A 15,495-nucleotide genomic window follows, 5' to 3' on the forward strand; every position below is an offset into this window, starting at 1 on the left:
ATGGCAACAACCAAAAATTTACGCAGAACCCGCATTAAACGTGCGATTCGCGCTAAGATTGCAGGAACAGCGGAGCGTCCGCGTTTAACTGTATATCGCTCTAATTCTGCATTGTATGCACAATTAGTAGATGATTTAGCTGGTAAGACTATCATGTCAGCTACTTCTTACACAAAAGATAAAGTGAACAACAATATTGAAGCTGCAAAGTCAGTAGGTTTAGCTATCGCTGCAAAAGCGAAGGCGGCTGGAATTGAGAAGGTAGTTTTTGACCGTAATGGTTATTTGTATCACGGAAGAATTAAATCATTAGCTGAAGGTGCTCGCGAGGGTGGCTTACAATTTTAAGAAATAGATATGTCGCATTTACAAGCAAAACCAATAAAGGTTAACGAAGGTGAGTTGAAGGAGAAAGTAGTAGCCATCAACCGTGTTGCAAAAGTAGTTAAAGGTGGTCGTCGTTTTAGTTTCTCAGCAATCGTTGTCGTAGGTGACGGTGCTGGTATCGTAGGATACGGTTTAGGAAAAGCAAACGAGGTAACTGACGCTATCACAAAAGGTATCGAAGACGCTAAGAAAAACTTATTCCAAATTCCTTTGTTGAAGAACACAGTTCCTCACGAGCAATTAGGTAAATTCTCAGGTGGTTTCGTTTTAATTAAGCCAGCTGCACCAGGTACAGGATTGATCGCCGGTGGTGCGATGCGTGCCGTGTTAGAATCGGTAGGTGTACATGATGTCTTAGCTAAGTCTAAAGGATCATCTAACCCACACAACGTAGTGAAGGCAACCATCGATGCATTAGTGAAGATGAGAGCTCCACACTCAGTAGCATTCCAACGTGGAATCTCTGTTGCTAAAGTATTTAATGGATAATCAGAGCGCGTAAGCCTCTCTAATAGAACATACAATGTCTAAAGTTAAAATTACTCAAGTTAAAAGTGCAATTAAGCGCCCGGAAGTACAGAAGCGTACGATCCAAGCTTTGGGATTAGGAAAAATCCGTAAGAGTGTTGAGGTTGAATTGAATCCAGCCATTGCAGGTATGATTCGTGCCGTAAACCACTTAATTGTAGTTGAAAATATTTAATTAACATGCGAGTTGCTGGGAACAGCAGCGCTAAGCCCCAATTAGAATGAAATTATCATCGTTAAAGCCTGCTGAAGGCTCAGTAAAAGTTAGAAAAAGAGTTGGTCGTGGTCAAGGTTCTGGATTAGGTGGAACTTCTGCTCGTGGTCACAAAGGTGCTCAATCTCGTTCAGGTTATTCTCGTAAGAGAGGATTTGAAGGTGGTCAGATGCCATTACAACGTCGTGTTCCTAAGTTTGGTTTCAAGAACCACAACCGTGTAGAATACAAAGCAATCAACTTAGATACCTTACAAGCATTAGCTGATTCAATCGGAACTAAGGTGATTACATTTGAAACACTTTACACAAATGGTCTTGTTTCTAAGTCTGACTTAGTGAAGATTTTATCACGTGGATCTGTAACAACTGCGTTAGAGGTTACTGTAAAAGGTTTCTCAGGTGCTGCTAAAGCTGCGATTGAAGCAGCAGGCGGTAAAGCAATTGTTGGTTAATCCTCTATTCTAATCGAATGAACAAGTTAATAACAACTTTCAAGCATATTTTCTCAATCGAGGAGTTAAGAGGCCGTATTCTAAATACGCTTCTTTTCATTGCATTCTTCCGTTTAGGTTCTTACGTAGCTTTACCAGGTGTAGATGCGACTAAGTTAACTCAAGCAGGAGAAGGTGGTCTTTTCGGTTTGTTAAATATCTTTTCAGGCGGTGCTTTAAGTAATGCTTCGGTATTTGCTTTAGGTATCATGCCTTACATCTCGGCTTCTATTGCGATTCAGTTATTGACTATTGCGCTTCCGTATTTCCAAAAAATGCAGAAGGACGGTGAGTCAGGTCGTAAGAAGTTAAACCAAATCACTCGTATCTTAACGATTTTCGTTACAGCAGCTCAAGCGTTTACTTATTTACAAGTAACGATTCCTTCTGAAGCGATCATGGTAGATCCTTGGTTCTTCCGTTTATATGGCGTTGCTATCTTAATAGGTGGTACGATGTTGTGTATGTGGTTAGGAGAGAAGATTACGGACAAAGGTATCGGTAACGGTATTTCCATGTTGATCATGATTGGTATCGTATCTCGTTTCCCAGCGTCTATTTTACAAGAAGCAGGTTCTCGCGGGATGTCAGGTGCTTTAATGTTCATCATTGAAATTGTTGCTTTATTCTTTGTGGTAATGGGTGCCATCATGGTTACTCAAGCGGTTCGCCGTATCCCAGTTCAATATGCTAAGCAAGTGGTAGGTTCGAAAGCAACAGCAGTAGGTGGTGAGCGTCAATACATTCCTTTGAAGTTAAACGCTTCAGGTGTAATGCCGATCATCTTTGCTCAAGCTTTGATGTTTATCCCAGGTTTAGTGGCTCAGTCGTTTGCTGAGAAATCAGAATTTGCTTCTTCGGTAGCCTCTGCTTTCGGTGATTTCACGACTTGGCAATACAACGTATTATTTGCTTTCTTAATCATTGTGTTTACCTTCTTCTACACAGCGATCTCAATTAACCCGACTCAAATCTCTGATGATATGAAGCGTGGTGGAGGTTTTGTTCCAGGAGTGAAGCCAGGTGAAGAGACTGCAGGTTTTATTGCAACGATTTTAGATCGTATTACTTTACCAGGTGCTGTGATGTTATCGCTTATCGCGATTCTTCCAGCGATTGCTAACTTGTTTGGTGTAACAAGAGGTTTTGCTTCTTTCTTCGGAGGAACGTCTCTTCTTATCTTGGTAGGTGTAGTATTAGATACATTGCAACAAATAGAAAGTTATTTGTTGATGCGTAAGTACGAAGGTTTAATGCAATCAGGAAGAGTGAAAGGTCGCTCAGAACTGATTAATCGTTAAGATGATCTATTTAAAGACACCCGCGGAATTAGCATTCATTCAACAGAATGGCGAAATCCTTGGAAAATGTCATGCTGAAGTAGCGAAGGCGATACAGCCGGGAGTGAGTACTTTGGCCTTAGATAAAATTGCTTACGAGTACATTAAAGATAATGGAGCGCATCCATCCTTTTTGAACTACCAAGTAGGAAGCCAAAAATACGCCTATTCGTTGTGTATTTCGGTGAATGATGTGGTGGTTCATGGTTTACCTGGAGAATTGATCCTGAAAGAAGGTGATATTATCTCGATAGACGGAGGAGTTTATAAAAATGGCTACCACGCAGACAGCGCCTATACCTATGGTATCGGAAATGTATCTGAAGACGTAGTTCAATTGTTACAACGGACGAAAGAGTCCTTGTATTTAGGTTTGAATCAAGCCGCACCAGGCAAACGAGTTGGCGACATTGGTTTCGCTGTTCAATCTTACACGGAATCATTTGGTTACGGAGTAGTGAGAGAGCTAGTTGGTCACGGAGTAGGTAAGAAGCTTCACGAAAGCCCAGAGGTACCTAATTATGGTCGCCGCGGGGAAGGAGCTAAGTTAAAAGAAGGAATGGTCATTGCGATCGAACCAATGATTAACTTAGGTAAGCGTCAAATCTCAGTAGATAAGGATGGCTGGACTATCCGCACACAAGATCGCAAACCAAGTGCTCACTTTGAACACACGGTGGCGGTAGGGAAAGAAGGCCCAATCATTTTGACGACCTTTGCTCCGATTGAAGAAGTGATTAAAACATCAACAGTATTGTTGAATATATAAATTAATAATTATGGCCAAACAGTCCTCGATAGAAGTAGACGGAATTATTTTGGAAGCTCTTTCGAACGCCATGTTTCGGGTAGAATTGGAAAATACGCACCAAGTCATTGCACACATTTCGGGCAAGATGCGGATGCACTACATCAAGATTTTACCAGGTGATAAGGTGAAGTTAGAGATGTCTCCTTATGATTTAAGTAAGGCGAGAATTGTTTACAGATACAAGTAATTTAAGGTTTGATTTTATAAATACAGTTAATATGAAAGTTAAAGCATCTATCAAGAAACGTAGTGCAGATTGCAAAGTAATCCGTCGTCACGGAAAGCTTTACGTAATCAACAAGAAGAATCCTAAGTTCAAACAAAGACAAGGATAATTCGACAGAATTTTAAATTGATTAATAACAACAATTAATTACCTATATGGCTCGTATTGCAGGGGTTGATATTCCCGACAAAAAAAGAGGAGAAATTGCGTTGACTTATATTTTCGGTATTGGTCGTAGCACTGCTCAAAAAATTTTAACGAAAGCTGCGGTTTCGTTTGACAAGAAAGCTGGTGAGTGGAACGATACGGAGGCTAGCGCTATCCGTGCGATCATCGCTGCTGAATTCAAAACGGAAGGTCAGTTGAAATCTGAGGTTCAATTGAACATCAAGCGTTTGATGGACATCGGTTGCTACCGTGGATTACGTCACCGTAAAGGTCTTCCATTACGTGGTCAGCGTACTAAGAACAACTCACGTACTCGTAAGGGTCGTAGAAAAACAGTTGCTAACAAGAAAAAAGTAACTAAATAATAACTAGAGGGTAACACCTCTTCGTATTTCATTTCAAATTATGGCACAAGCAAAAAGAAAAGATAAAGCGAAGAAGAGAGTAGTTGTCGTTGAACAAAACGGACAAGTACACATCAAAGCTTCCTTTAACAACATTATTATCTCCATTACTAACTCAGCAGGTCAAGTGATCTCTTGGGCTTCAGCAGGAAAGATGGGTTTCCGTGGGTCTAAGAAAAACACACCATACGCAGCTCAGATGGCAGCATCTAACTGTGCAGCGGTAGCTGTTGAAGCAGGAATGAAGAAAGCGGAGGTTTTCGTAAAAGGACCAGGAGCAGGACGTGAGTCAGCTATCCGTACTATCCAAAACTCAGGAATTGAAGTTTCTATCATCAAAGATATTACTCCAATGCCTCACAATGGATGTCGTCCTCCAAAACGTCGTCGCGTTTAATAATTTTTTATGCAGGAGTAATTAGTAATTATTTTCTCCCGCTTTTATTCACAATTTAATTACTTCATTGGGCATAAGAGGTCCAATGACTTTTAAGAAAAATGGCTAGATACACAGGTCCCAAATCCAAGATTGCACGTCGTTTCGGTGAAGCAATTCTAGGTCCGAGCAAAGCATTAGCTCGTAAAAACTATGCACCAGGTATGCACGGTAAAGGAAAGCGTTCAAAGGTTTCTGAATACGCAGTGCAATTGAAAGAAAAGCAAAAAGTAAAATACACATACGGTATTTTAGAACGCCAATTCGAAAACTTGTTCCACAAGGCTGCTGTAAAGGCAGGGATAACAGGTGAAAACTTGATCAAATTATGTGAAGCTCGTTTAGATAACACGGTTTATCGTTTAGGTATTGCTCCTACACGTCGTGCAGCGCGTCAATTAGTTATTCACAAACACATCATTGTAGACGGCGAAGTAGTAAATGTGCCATCTTACTCTCTACGTCCAGGTCAATTAGTGGGTGTTCGTGCTAAATCAAAATCTCTAGAAGTAGTATCTAACTCACTAGCTGCTCGTTCTCCAAAGAACTTCAACTGGTTAGAGTGGGATGGTGTTGAATTGGTTGGTAAGTTTGTTGCTATGCCAGAAAGAGATCAGATTCCTGAAAACTTCAACGAACAAGCAATTGTCGAATTATACTCTAAGTAATCTCCTAACGAGATTACTAGAGTTTATTAAGAGTACCAATAACGTTTTTTCAGTATCATTTTAAGCTACGAAATATGTCAATATTAGCATTCCAAATGCCCGAAAAAGTTGTGATGGAAAAAGCCACAGACTTCCACGGGTTATTTGAGTTCAAGCCACTCGAAAAAGGTTACGGTGTTACCATTGGTAACGCACTTCGTAGAATCTTACTTTCTTCTTTAGAAGGATATGCTATCACAAGCGTTAAGATTTCTGGTGTGTTACACGAATTTTCTGCCATTGAAGGCGTTCATGAAGATGTATCTGAGATCATCTTGAACTTGAAAAAAATTCGTTTCAAGAAGACACAAGAAATTTTGGATAACAAAGTTTCTATGAAAATTAAAGGACAAACAGCTATCACTGCAGGTGACATCGCTAAGTTTACTCCTTATTTCCAAGTATTAAACCCTGAATTGGTTATTTGCAATTTAGATTCTTCGAAAGAAGTTGAAATTGATTTAGTAATCGAAAAAGGTCGTGGTTATGTACCAGCTGATGAGCCTCGTGCAAACGAGTTGCCATTCGGTCACATCGCTATCGATGCCATCTACACTCCAATCAAAAATGTAAAGTTCAGCATTGAGAACACACGTGTGGAGCAAAAGACGGATTATGAGAAATTAGTTTTAGATATCGAGACGGATGGTTCTATCCACCCAGAAGATGCATTGAAAGGTGCTGCGTATATCTTGATCCAACACTTTATGTTGTTCTCTGATCAAACAATGACATTTGAAACTCCTAAGGCAGAAGAAGATAATGTAGTAGATGAGGAATTACTTCACATGCGCAAGTTATTGAAGACTTCATTAGCTGACTTAGATTTATCTGTACGTGCTTACAACTGCTTAAAATCAGCTGACGTTCGCACTTTAGGTGAATTAGCGAAATTAGAAATCTCTGATATGATGAAGTTCCGTAACTTCGGAAAGAAATCATTGACTGAATTAGAGCAATTGATCGAGGAAAAAGGATTAACCTTTGGAATGGATGTTTCTAAATATCGTTTAGACGAAGATTAATTAATAATTTAAACAAAGTAATAGGTGGTTTGCCGAGAGGTAAACTAACCGCAGCTCGCAAGAGCTTTTAACTTACGAAATAACACAATGAGACACGGTAAAAAATTTAATCACCTAGGAAGAACAGCCTCTCACAGAGCAGCGTTGTTATCAAACATGGCTTCATCTTTGATCTTACACAAGCGTATCCAAACGACTGTAGCTAAGGCAAAGGAATTACGTAAATACGTAGAGCCAATGATCACAAAGTCTAAAACTGATAGCACTAACAATCGTCGTGTGGTATTCTCTTATTTACAAAATAAGGATGCGATCAAAGAATTGTTCTCTATCGTTTCTGAGAAAGTAGCGAATCGTCCAGGTGGATATACACGTATTATCAAGTTAGGTAATCGTTTAGGTGATAACGCGGAAATCTGCTTCATTGAATTAGTTGACTTCAACGAAACAATGTTAGCTGCATCAGCGGAGAAAGCGGGTAAAACTCGTCGTAGCCGTCGTGGTGGCGCTGCAAAAGCAACTGAAGCTGCGGCTCCAGTAGCGGCTGCGGAAGCACCATCTGCAGAAGTTGTTGAAGAAGCTCCAGCAGCTGAGGTTGTAGCTGAAGAGGCTGCACCAGAAGTAGCTGAAGAAGCTGCTCCAGAAGCACCAGCAACTGAGGAGTCCACAGAAGAAAAAGGAGAAGACGCTTAATCTCTCTCTTTCTATTTTTTTAAAGGGCTTCAACTTTCCGTTGAAGCCCTTTTTTTAGGTAATGAAGTTTAGACCCCTATTATATAACAGCATTTTATGAGATTTACCGAGTCCACACCAGCGGTTTTATTATTACAAGATGGAACTATCTTCCACGGGAAAGCACTAGGGAAAATAGGTACTCACGGCGGTGAGATCTGTTTTAACACCGGTATGACGGGTTATCAAGAAATTTATACGGATCCGTCTTACGCGGGTCAAGTGATTATCAATACAACGGCACACATCGGAAATTACGGGGTGATGCAAGAGAAAGAGGCGGAATCGAATAAGGTCCAAATCGCCGGTATGGTTTGTAATGAGTTTGCTAGCGTTCACTCCCGTGAAACAGCGGACGGATCTTTACAAGATTATTTAGCTAACGCCGGTATCGTAGGTATTTCTGGTATTGATACACGTGCATTAGTTCGCCACATCCGTACGAAAGGGGTGATGAACTGTTTGATCTCTTCAGAGATTTTTGATGAGGCTGAATTAAAGGCGGCTTTGGATAAAATTCCATCGATGGAGGGTTTAGAATTATCTTCTCAAGTATGTACGCAAGAAGCCTATTTCTTAGGTGAGGAGAAAGCAGAACGCAAAGTAGCTGTATTAGACTTAGGCGTGAAAAGAAGCATCTTATCTAATATTGCTGAGCGCGGATGTTACTTGAAAGTATTTCCAGCGAAGACCTCTTTTGCAGAAATTGCAGCTTGGAATCCAGATGGCTATTTCGTTTCGAATGGCCCTGGTGATCCAGCGGTGATGTCTTATGCGATTGAAACGGTGACGCAATTCTTGAATAGCGATAAACCCGTTTTCGGTATTTGTTTAGGTCACCAAATCCTGGCGCAAGTAGTGGGTTTAAGTACCTACAAGATGCACAACGGACACCGTGGGTTAAATCATCCGGTGAAGAATTTAGTGACAGGTTTGTCTGAAATCACTTCCCAAAACCATGGTTTCGCCGTGAAGATGGACGAATTGAACTCATCAGATAAAGCGGAATTGACGCATATTAACTTGAACGATCAAACCGTCGAAGGTTTACGCGTGAAAGATCGCAAGGCCTTCTCGGTGCAACATCACCCAGAAGCTAGCCCGGGACCGCATGATTCTCGTTACTTATTTGATCAGTTTATCGATCTAATGAAATAAAAAAAAGCCCTGAGAGATCAGGGCTTTTTTGTTAGGCTTTATATCCGAAGAGCGAGTGTTCTTTGATTAATTTGGCGACAGATTTTGGTACATATTGTGCCCATTCATCGGTACCGCTTTGAATTAGTTCAAGTACCTGATCCGTACGGATATTCATGAGTTTTTCATCATAGTTTTTAATCTCCGCTAACTTCTCGTTATCCAATAAGTATTGGAATAGACCTTTCAGATGCGCATCTGGTTCGAAATTCTTCAGTTGAACGATTTCGCCCGTAGTCGAAACGGTAGGGTAGAGGTAGAGTTTGATTTTTTGGCCAAATAAACAGCCAAAAGCACTCATAATTCCTCCTGGCACATCTGCATAATGCTTCTCCTCAAAAATATATTCCAAGTTAGGCATACCCATCACCAGCGCCATCTTTAGCTTAGAGAACTGGCTTAAAAAGTCGACTAGCTTGAAGTATTCGTGGAAATTAGAGATTAACACGGTTTGGCCTAAAGAACATAAAATATCTACACGATCTAGGAAATCCTTTTCATCGATCTTGTGTTTCTCGTTTTCTAAACTCTTCAGCGTTAACTCAGAAAGTACACAGATTTTATCATCATCCACATCCGGTTCTTGCTCAAACTGCGCAACGCCCTTCTTTAACATATCTGAGAAGATATTCGTTACTGGACGGAAACGACCACGAACGGCTACGATGTGTTTCTTCGATAAAGCATCGTAAGGCTGCATCACCTTGCCATCTGGACCAAAAACCGCCGCTTGCGTGTATCCGTGCTTCACTAAATAAAGTGACATCAAGCGATTGTCCACCTCTTTGAAATCTGGACCTTCGAAACGGATCATATCGATCTCGATGCGGTCCTTCGATAAATCATCTAGTAAGGACAATAACAACTTCTCTGGATCCTCGTAGTAGTGGTAGCAACCATACAATAGATTCACCCCGATCACCCCCAGCGCTTGCTGTTGTAGGATGTTGTCGTTATCTAACATGTTGACGTGAATCACGACATCGTTAAAACCGCCATTGGGGGTTAATTGAAAACGAAGTCCGATCCAGCCGTGTGCGTCATTGGTTTTTTGGAAATTTAAGGCAGAAACGGTGTCAGCGAAGGCGAAGAATCGTTTTTCGGAAGCGGATTCTGTTAAGCGAACATTCAATAACTTGAACTCGCGATTTAACATCTTCATTAAACGCGGCTCGCAAACGTATTTTCCTGAGGCCTCTTCACCATAAATGGCATCTGAAAAAGCCATATCGTAGGCTGAAATCGTTTTTGCGATAGTACCTGAGGCACCGCCCGCTTTAAAGAAATTAGCAGCTACATCCTGACCCGCCCCGATCTCCGCAAAGGAGCCGTAAATACTGCGGTCTAAGTTAATTTGAAGTGCTTTTTGCTTTGTGCCTATGGATTTAATGTGTGAAGTCATAGGATATATTTTTTCTCAGGCATTTAGTTTGATACGGCAATTTACGAATTTATGGCCAAAATTCCCCCTTGTGATACAGGCAAAGACCAGCCATAGGTCCTTCGCTAATATGTCCAGTAGTTAAACCATTTTTTTTCATCACTTGTTTCAAGATATCCGAGTAATAAAAGGCCACGGAACCCGTGAAATGAAAGAGAGTATCCACCGAATAGCGTTTTAAATAAAGTCGAATATAGGCGTCGAAAGACTGCTCAATTAGGTTATAACAAAAGGCATCCCTTCGGTGGTCAAACAGAAACTTCGAAAAGCTGGCAAACCAGCGATTCGGGAAAGCTTGTTTGTAGGCCTTATCTAAAATTGTCAGACGATCTAATACCCCAAACCGCTTCTCAAAAACCGCCCTCAAATCCGCCGGCATTTGATTATGCAGATAACTTAAAACTAAGCTTTTGCCTAAATGACCACCGCTTCCCTCATCTCCTAACCAAAATCCGAGTGGGGGTATCTGCTCTGAAATGCGTGTGCCATCCCAATATCCCGAATTAGACCCAGTCCCTAAAATACAGGCGATGCCGGCTGTTTTTCCACACAAGGAGCGAGCTGCGGCGATGAGGTCATTTTGAATTTCTAGCGAACAAGTTGGATGGAAAAATGGACGAAAGGCAGCTGCAATTATTTCGCATTGTGCATCGCCGGTAACACCTGTGCCATAATAATAAACGGCAGAGATGGGCAGTTCAGAAAAGCCTGCGAGGACGGTCGCCTGCGCGGTCTTGATTTCTTCCGCTGTTTGGTAATAGGGATTGATCCCCAGACTAGTGAAACTCTCATAAGGTGCCGCAGGATCTTTTATTAATCTCCAGGCTGTTTTAGTCGAACCACTCTCAACGATTAAAATCATGCTATTCTAGGATCCCAATGGGCGTAAATTTCTCAAATACTTTTTCACTATGTGGAGCATCGGCTAGTTCCGGTGTTAAATCTTGGCCTGCCCAATGCTCATAATGTTTGCCATTTTTCCACAATTTGGAATGCGTCATATCATAAATGAGCCCTTGAAAGGCCACCCAAATTTCAGGCTTATCCTGCCCATTTCGTAGGGCTAACTGTCCGCGTGTATAGGTCTTCATATTTTACACGAAGCTAAATAAAAAGGGTCAAAGACCATTTTTTTCAGAAAGATTTTTAATTTTACATCGCAATATAATTTCCTATGAAACAATTCTTTGTCTTATTATTTGCTATCTCTGTGATGGCATGCAGTGGCGGAGGGGATCCAACTCCTACTCCGACTCCTACGCCTCCTACTCCGACGGTGAGTGTGGCTACTTTAGTCAAGAAAGTGTGGTCGGCTAGCTCCGTTCAATGGGACGGCGTGACTAAATACGATAAATCGAGCACTTCGAATGTCGTTCAGGGTTATTCGCAATACAAATTAGATCTATCAACCGCAGGTTCTGTGACATTAACGGAGTTTGATGGGAAAATATTTACAGGCACCTACACCGTTGCGACGGATGGGAATAGCTTAACTTTAAGTGGATTGACCAGTGCTGAAGGGGCCCCTACAGGAACCGGCGGTACCATCATTTACTCTATTTTATCCACGCCTACGGCGACTGGATTAAGCTTACAACAATCGACAGCTTATGTAAAAGCGAGCAGCGCTATTGTTAAGTTAGCTTTAGTTAATTAAGTAGATTTTTAAAAATAAAAGCCGTCCTTGTGGCGGCTTTTTGTGTTATATGGAAAAGAGAACAGAAATTGGTGAGATTGGTGAGTTTGGTTTAATTAATCATATCGCGTCTCAATTGACAGAGAAGCAAGCCTGGACGGAGCTGGGAATAGGCGATGATACGGCTGTTTTAGATCCGAAAGGGAATAAAGTCGTGACCACCACAGAGCTTTTAATCGAAGGTGTGCATTTCGATTTAGCCTACACGCCTTTGCAACATTTAGGTTTCAAAGCCGTATCTGTCGTTCTTTCCGATATCGCAGCGATGAACGCGATTCCGACCCAACTAATCATTGGGTTAGGATTATCTAATCGTTTCTCAGTGGAATCTGTGGATGCTTTATACGAAGGCATTCGATTAGCTTGTGAAGAATACAAAGTGGATATCGTGGGTGGTGATACCACTTCTAGTCCGCAAGGTTTGATTTTATCAATGACTGCCACGGGTGTGGTAGAGGACGAGAAATTAGTGAAGCGCGGAACGGCGAAGCCGAACGATGTGCTTTGCGTATCTGGAGATTTAGGGGCAGCGTTGATGGGTTTGCATTCATTAGAAAGAGAAAAGCAGGTCTTTTTGGCGAATCCAGATATGCAACCCGAATTAGAAGGGAAGAGTTATGTGGTGCTACGTCAGTTAAAACCGATGGCTCGCTTTGATATTATACACGAATTACGCGAGTTAGGGGTGGTTCCGACCTCGATGATTGATTGTTCGGACGGTTTGGCCTCTGAGATCATTCACCTGTGCAACGCATCTGGTTTAGGCGCGCGAATTTTTGAGAAGAATATTCCGATTGATGACGAGACCTATTTAGCTGCGACGGAATTTAGTTTGAGTCCTTTGACTGCCGCTTTAAATGGTGGAGAGGATTATGAGTTGTTGTTTACCGTTTCTCAGGAGGATTTTCCTAAAGTAGAAAAAATCGCAGACGTGACCGCCATTGGTTACATGACGAATATCGCGAAAGAACGAGTTATGGTGATGAAGTCGGATGCAATCGTCGATTTAACGGCTCCAGGATTCGGGAAAGCGTAGTCCATTCGTCTACAAAATTAGCCGTTTGATAAATTTAGGATTAGAATCGGATTAAAATGGGTATTTTTGTATGGAATTCTACCCCGTTTTATAGAAGATCCTACTTATGACAAAGTCTTCCTTCATCCGGAAATACTCTAATCGCTTCCTTTCAAGGTGGTTAGTTTTGGTATTTGACTCTTTGATAGTCGTATTTTCTTTTTCTGTTGCGACCTTGTTGCGCATGAATTTCCAGGTGACGGAAATTGACTTCAACATTTTCTTTTCCCAGCTTATTTTTATCATAGGCTTACGTTTATTAGCCTTTTTGTATTTCCAGTCCTATGCTGGAATCATTCGACATACGAGTATTGAGGATGCCATTCTGATCTTGAAGGCGGTTTTCACGGGTTCATTGGGAGCCGTGGCGGTTTCTGGAGTTATCCGAAATACCTTGGGTTTTGAGCACGTATTCAATCTATCGGCATCTATTTTAATCATCGACTTCTTCATTTGTCTGTTTTGGATGGTGATTTTGCGATTCTTTGTGAAGAGCTTTTACGAGTCCTTTGTGAATCAGTTCAAGCCGACGATCGGCGTGTTGATCTATGGGGCTGGTTATACGGGTATGTTGACGAAAAATGTGTTCCAAACAGACCGCAGCACTAACTATAAAATACTCGGTTTTATCGATGATAATGAGTCTAAAATAGGCAAAACCATCGAGGGTATTAAAGTATACAGCTTACCAGAGGTATTAGATAAGTTCGTGGGTTCGAATGACGGCATGGAGGTTATTATGGCCATTAATAACATGTCTGCAAAGTCGAAGCGTAAAATTTCTGACATTTTCTTGGATAGAGGCGTGGTCGTGAAGGCCCTACCTCCAGTAGATAAATGGGTAGAGGGTGAGTTCGCGATGAATCAAATTCACAATGTGAAAATTGAGGACTTATTGGGTCGCGAAGTAATCCAAATGAATAACAAGCGCATCGGCGAGGAGATTTCAGGCAAAATTATTTTAGTGACGGGTGCGGCGGGCTCTATCGGTAGTGAGATTGTTCGTCAGTTGATTGCTTATTTCCCTGCGAAGTTAGTTCTAGTTGATCAAGCAGAATCGGCTTTATATGATTTAGAATATGAATTAGCTGGTAAAGTTCCGACGAACGTTCAGCTCATCGTGAATGTGGCAGATGTGTCGGATACCAGACGTATTAGCAAGATTTTTAAGAACCACCGCCCTGATATCGTTTTCCATGCAGCTGCCTATAAGCACGTGCCATTAATGGAAAATAATCCGTACGAGGCGATCAAGACGAACGTGATTGGTACGCGTATTTTGGCGGAATTAGCCTCTGAGGTAGGGGTGGAAAAATTCGTGATGGTGTCTACGGATAAAGCCGTAAATCCGACGAATGTGATGGGTGCGACGAAGCGTTTAGCTGAGATGTATACTCAGTCGATGAACCAAATCGAAGGGGTGAAGACGAAGTTTATTGCCACTCGTTTTGGGAACGTGTTAGGTTCCAATGGTTCTGTTATTCCGTTGTTTAAGAAGCAAATTGAGCGTGGCGGGCCTGTAACGGTGACGCACCCAGAGATTACACGTTATTTCATGACGATTCCGGAAGCCTGCGAACTTGTTTTAGAAGCGGCGACGATGGGTCAAGGTGGTGAAGTGTTTGTCTTCGATATGGGAGAGTCTGTGAAGATCATTGACCTAGCGAAGAAGATGATTACCTTGAGTGGTCTACGTGTGGATAAGGATATCGAGATTCGGTATACGGGATTACGTCCGGGCGAAAAGTTATACGAAGAGTTGTTAAACAACGACGAAAATACCTTGCCTACACACCATCCTAAGATCTTGATCGCGGAGGTAAATACGCCTTCTTATGCGTACATGGAAGTAGCTACGAATGATTTGAATCACCTGTTATCGAGCGGAAATAATAATTCGATTGTGGCGAAAATCAAGGAGATTATTCCAGAATACAAATCGAACAATTCCGTGTTTGAGACCTTAGACAAGAAATCGTCTAAATAACCCTGATTTTTTTTACGATCCAGATAGCCGCTAATGTAAAGAGTGGAGCAGCTACTACATCCAAGCTATAATGCACGTGCTGAACTAGGAGCAAGCCTACTAAAAGGAGGCTAAGTCCGATCGCTATTCGTCTTTCTCTAGTTGTTGGCAGGAAGTAACAAACAAAAACCATTGTGGCCGTATGACCAGAAAAGAAGAGGTCTTTTGTGATGGCCATGTTCTCCCCATAAATGAAAAGCTCCGCTAAAGGATCATGTAAGTCCACTAATCGAGCCGGAGGGTCCAGCGCAACGAAGTAAATACAAATAAAGCGGAATAGGGTCTCTACATTGAAGGCCCATGCAAACCAAACGAATCGTTTCGGGTCTCGTAAAAGGCGATATAAGAGGTAAATGACCGATAAGTAGATGATCCCAAAAATAGGGTAGGAAACATTTAGGGCTGGAAGCGCGTTTAGTATGGGATCGTTCCACTGGATGCCATCTCGCTTTTGGATCCATTGGAAAAAATCATCTGCCTTGAAGGGGAAAATAGAGAACACGGCTAGGGCTCCCAGGAAGGAGATTGTAAAGCTTCGATCTGCAAAGGCGGTTTTCCAGGTTTGTTTCAAGTTTGAACGAAAATTAGG

The 15,495-nt window shown here is 41.7% G+C and carries 21 protein-coding genes; 17 read left to right on the forward strand and 4 right to left on the reverse strand.

All coding sequences use genetic code 11. The features are described from left to right. From rplR to carA, 14 genes are all read left to right on the forward strand, one after another. The gene (rplR, locus tag V7S74_RS07500; RefSeq protein WP_406778152.1) at positions 1–348 is read left to right on the forward strand and encodes a 50S ribosomal protein L18; all 348 of its coding nucleotides are present in this window, start codon (positions 1–3) and stop codon (positions 346–348) included. 9 nt (positions 349–357) lie between these two features. Then, entirely contained in the window at positions 358–876 is a 519-nt protein-coding gene (rpsE, locus tag V7S74_RS07505) for a 30S ribosomal protein S5 (RefSeq protein WP_130895429.1), read from the forward strand. A gap of 34 nt (positions 877–910) precedes the next feature. Then, complete coding sequence (rpmD, locus tag V7S74_RS07510; RefSeq protein WP_205753085.1) at positions 911–1,090, forward strand: 50S ribosomal protein L30; 180 nt, start codon at positions 911–913, stop codon at positions 1,088–1,090. 46 nt (positions 1,091–1,136) lie between these two features. Then, positions 1,137–1,583, forward strand: a complete 447-nt coding sequence (gene rplO / locus V7S74_RS07515; RefSeq protein WP_406778153.1) for a 50S ribosomal protein L15 — start codon at positions 1,137–1,139, stop codon at positions 1,581–1,583. A gap of 17 nt (positions 1,584–1,600) precedes the next feature. Then, the gene (secY, locus tag V7S74_RS07520) at positions 1,601–2,923 is read left to right on the forward strand and encodes a preprotein translocase subunit SecY (protein ID WP_406778154.1); all 1,323 of its coding nucleotides are present in this window, start codon (positions 1,601–1,603) and stop codon (positions 2,921–2,923) included. A 1-nt stretch (position 2,924) separates the two neighbouring features. Continuing rightward, a complete protein-coding gene (map, locus tag V7S74_RS07525; RefSeq protein ID WP_406778155.1) occupies positions 2,925–3,731 on the forward strand; it encodes a type I methionyl aminopeptidase in 807 nt (268 codons plus the stop codon). 10 nt (positions 3,732–3,741) lie between these two features. Further along, positions 3,742–3,960, forward strand: a complete 219-nt coding sequence (gene infA / locus V7S74_RS07530; RefSeq protein WP_127803117.1) for a translation initiation factor IF-1 — start codon at positions 3,742–3,744, stop codon at positions 3,958–3,960. Positions 3,961–3,991: 31 nt separating this feature from the next. Further along, on the forward strand, positions 3,992–4,108 hold the full coding sequence (gene ykgO / locus V7S74_RS07535) for a type B 50S ribosomal protein L36 (protein WP_130895424.1): 117 nt from the start codon (positions 3,992–3,994) through the stop codon (positions 4,106–4,108). A 46-nt stretch (positions 4,109–4,154) separates the two neighbouring features. Further along, positions 4,155–4,532, forward strand: coding sequence for a 30S ribosomal protein S13 (gene rpsM, locus V7S74_RS07540; RefSeq protein WP_130895423.1), 378 nt, complete (start codon positions 4,155–4,157; stop codon positions 4,530–4,532). A gap of 40 nt (positions 4,533–4,572) precedes the next feature. Further along, positions 4,573–4,968 (forward strand): 30S ribosomal protein S11, encoded by a 396-nt coding sequence (gene rpsK / locus V7S74_RS07545; protein ID WP_130895422.1) that lies wholly within the window; start codon positions 4,573–4,575, stop codon positions 4,966–4,968. A 101-nt stretch (positions 4,969–5,069) separates the two neighbouring features. Further along, the gene (gene rpsD / locus V7S74_RS07550; protein WP_223131590.1) at positions 5,070–5,675 is read left to right on the forward strand and encodes a 30S ribosomal protein S4; all 606 of its coding nucleotides are present in this window, start codon (positions 5,070–5,072) and stop codon (positions 5,673–5,675) included. A 74-nt stretch (positions 5,676–5,749) separates the two neighbouring features. Beyond that, the gene (locus tag V7S74_RS07555) at positions 5,750–6,739 is read left to right on the forward strand and encodes a DNA-directed RNA polymerase subunit alpha (protein ID WP_406778156.1); all 990 of its coding nucleotides are present in this window, start codon (positions 5,750–5,752) and stop codon (positions 6,737–6,739) included. An 87-nt stretch (positions 6,740–6,826) separates the two neighbouring features. Then, complete coding sequence (gene rplQ / locus V7S74_RS07560; protein ID WP_406778157.1) at positions 6,827–7,432, forward strand: 50S ribosomal protein L17; 606 nt, start codon at positions 6,827–6,829, stop codon at positions 7,430–7,432. Positions 7,433–7,528: 96 nt separating this feature from the next. Further along, entirely contained in the window at positions 7,529–8,629 is a 1,101-nt protein-coding gene (gene carA, locus V7S74_RS07565) for a glutamine-hydrolyzing carbamoyl-phosphate synthase small subunit (protein ID WP_406778158.1), read from the forward strand. Between the two features lie 31 nt (positions 8,630–8,660). Here the strand turns inward: carA and V7S74_RS07570 are convergent, their stop codons facing one another. Genes V7S74_RS07570 through V7S74_RS07580 form a run of 3 tightly spaced genes read right to left on the reverse strand, consistent with a single transcriptional unit; the run spans position 8,661 to position 11,200 of the window. Continuing rightward, positions 8,661–10,070 carry a TonB-dependent receptor gene (locus tag V7S74_RS07570; RefSeq protein WP_406778159.1) on the reverse strand — a complete coding sequence of 470 codons (1,410 nt, stop codon included), beginning with the start codon at positions 10,068–10,070 and terminating at the stop codon, positions 8,661–8,663. Positions 10,071–10,119: 49 nt separating this feature from the next. Next, a complete protein-coding gene (locus tag V7S74_RS07575; protein WP_406778160.1) occupies positions 10,120–10,971 on the reverse strand; it encodes an N-acetylglucosamine kinase in 852 nt (283 codons plus the stop codon). A 1-nt stretch (position 10,972) separates the two neighbouring features. After that, the gene (locus V7S74_RS07580; RefSeq protein ID WP_406778161.1) at positions 10,973–11,200 is read right to left on the reverse strand and encodes a cytochrome b5 domain-containing protein; all 228 of its coding nucleotides are present in this window, start codon (positions 11,198–11,200) and stop codon (positions 10,973–10,975) included. A gap of 83 nt (positions 11,201–11,283) precedes the next feature. On the opposite strand from V7S74_RS07580, the gene V7S74_RS07585 reads away from it, so the two are divergent. The 3 genes from V7S74_RS07585 to V7S74_RS07595 all read left to right on the forward strand — a co-directional run bounded on the left by V7S74_RS07585 (position 11,284) and on the right by V7S74_RS07595 (position 14,867). After that, the gene (locus tag V7S74_RS07585; protein WP_406778162.1) at positions 11,284–11,766 is read left to right on the forward strand and encodes a hypothetical protein; all 483 of its coding nucleotides are present in this window, start codon (positions 11,284–11,286) and stop codon (positions 11,764–11,766) included. A 49-nt stretch (positions 11,767–11,815) separates the two neighbouring features. Beyond that, the gene (gene thiL / locus V7S74_RS07590) at positions 11,816–12,841 is read left to right on the forward strand and encodes a thiamine-phosphate kinase (RefSeq protein WP_406778163.1); all 1,026 of its coding nucleotides are present in this window, start codon (positions 11,816–11,818) and stop codon (positions 12,839–12,841) included. 106 nt (positions 12,842–12,947) lie between these two features. Beyond that, positions 12,948–14,867 carry a polysaccharide biosynthesis protein gene (locus V7S74_RS07595; RefSeq protein WP_406778164.1) on the forward strand — a complete coding sequence of 640 codons (1,920 nt, stop codon included), beginning with the start codon at positions 12,948–12,950 and terminating at the stop codon, positions 14,865–14,867. On the opposite strand, the gene V7S74_RS07600 is transcribed toward V7S74_RS07595, so the two are convergent. Further along, a complete protein-coding gene (locus tag V7S74_RS07600) occupies positions 14,860–15,477 on the reverse strand; it encodes a phosphatase PAP2-related protein (protein WP_406778165.1) in 618 nt (205 codons plus the stop codon). The genes V7S74_RS07595 and V7S74_RS07600 overlap by 8 nt on opposite strands. Positions 15,478–15,495 lie beyond the last annotated feature (18 nt).

The organism is Aquirufa novilacunae (genome assembly GCF_045310505.1).
Taxonomy (GTDB): domain Bacteria; phylum Bacteroidota; class Bacteroidia; order Cytophagales; family Spirosomataceae; genus Aquirufa; species Aquirufa novilacunae.

Excerpts from the sequence above, each read along its gene's own strand:
- rplR (WP_406778152.1), top strand. The coding sequence starts at position 1 with ATGGCAACAACCAAAAATTTACGCAGAACCCGCATTAAACGTGCGATT.
- rpsE (WP_130895429.1), top strand. The coding sequence starts at position 358 with ATGTCGCATTTACAAGCAAAACCAATAAAGGTTAACGAAGGTGAGTTG.
- rpmD (WP_205753085.1), top strand. The coding sequence starts at position 911 with ATGTCTAAAGTTAAAATTACTCAAGTTAAAAGTGCAATTAAGCGCCCG.
- rplO (WP_406778153.1), top strand. The coding sequence starts at position 1,137 with ATGAAATTATCATCGTTAAAGCCTGCTGAAGGCTCAGTAAAAGTTAGA.
- secY (WP_406778154.1), top strand. The coding sequence starts at position 1,601 with ATGAACAAGTTAATAACAACTTTCAAGCATATTTTCTCAATCGAGGAG.
- map (WP_406778155.1), top strand. The coding sequence starts at position 2,925 with ATGATCTATTTAAAGACACCCGCGGAATTAGCATTCATTCAACAGAAT.
- infA (WP_127803117.1), top strand. The coding sequence starts at position 3,742 with ATGGCCAAACAGTCCTCGATAGAAGTAGACGGAATTATTTTGGAAGCT.
- ykgO (WP_130895424.1), top strand. The coding sequence starts at position 3,992 with ATGAAAGTTAAAGCATCTATCAAGAAACGTAGTGCAGATTGCAAAGTA.
- rpsM (WP_130895423.1), top strand. The coding sequence starts at position 4,155 with ATGGCTCGTATTGCAGGGGTTGATATTCCCGACAAAAAAAGAGGAGAA.
- rpsK (WP_130895422.1), top strand. The coding sequence starts at position 4,573 with ATGGCACAAGCAAAAAGAAAAGATAAAGCGAAGAAGAGAGTAGTTGTC.
- rpsD (WP_223131590.1), top strand. The coding sequence starts at position 5,070 with ATGGCTAGATACACAGGTCCCAAATCCAAGATTGCACGTCGTTTCGGT.
- V7S74_RS07555 (WP_406778156.1), top strand. The coding sequence starts at position 5,750 with ATGTCAATATTAGCATTCCAAATGCCCGAAAAAGTTGTGATGGAAAAA.
- rplQ (WP_406778157.1), top strand. The coding sequence starts at position 6,827 with ATGAGACACGGTAAAAAATTTAATCACCTAGGAAGAACAGCCTCTCAC.
- carA (WP_406778158.1), top strand. The coding sequence starts at position 7,529 with ATGAGATTTACCGAGTCCACACCAGCGGTTTTATTATTACAAGATGGA.
- V7S74_RS07570 (WP_406778159.1), bottom strand. The coding sequence starts at position 10,070 with ATGACTTCACACATTAAATCCATAGGCACAAAGCAAAAAGCACTTCAA.
- V7S74_RS07575 (WP_406778160.1), bottom strand. The coding sequence starts at position 10,971 with ATGATTTTAATCGTTGAGAGTGGTTCGACTAAAACAGCCTGGAGATTA.
- V7S74_RS07580 (WP_406778161.1), bottom strand. The coding sequence starts at position 11,200 with ATGAAGACCTATACACGCGGACAGTTAGCCCTACGAAATGGGCAGGAT.
- V7S74_RS07585 (WP_406778162.1), top strand. The coding sequence starts at position 11,284 with ATGAAACAATTCTTTGTCTTATTATTTGCTATCTCTGTGATGGCATGC.
- thiL (WP_406778163.1), top strand. The coding sequence starts at position 11,816 with ATGGAAAAGAGAACAGAAATTGGTGAGATTGGTGAGTTTGGTTTAATT.
- V7S74_RS07595 (WP_406778164.1), top strand. The coding sequence starts at position 12,948 with ATGACAAAGTCTTCCTTCATCCGGAAATACTCTAATCGCTTCCTTTCA.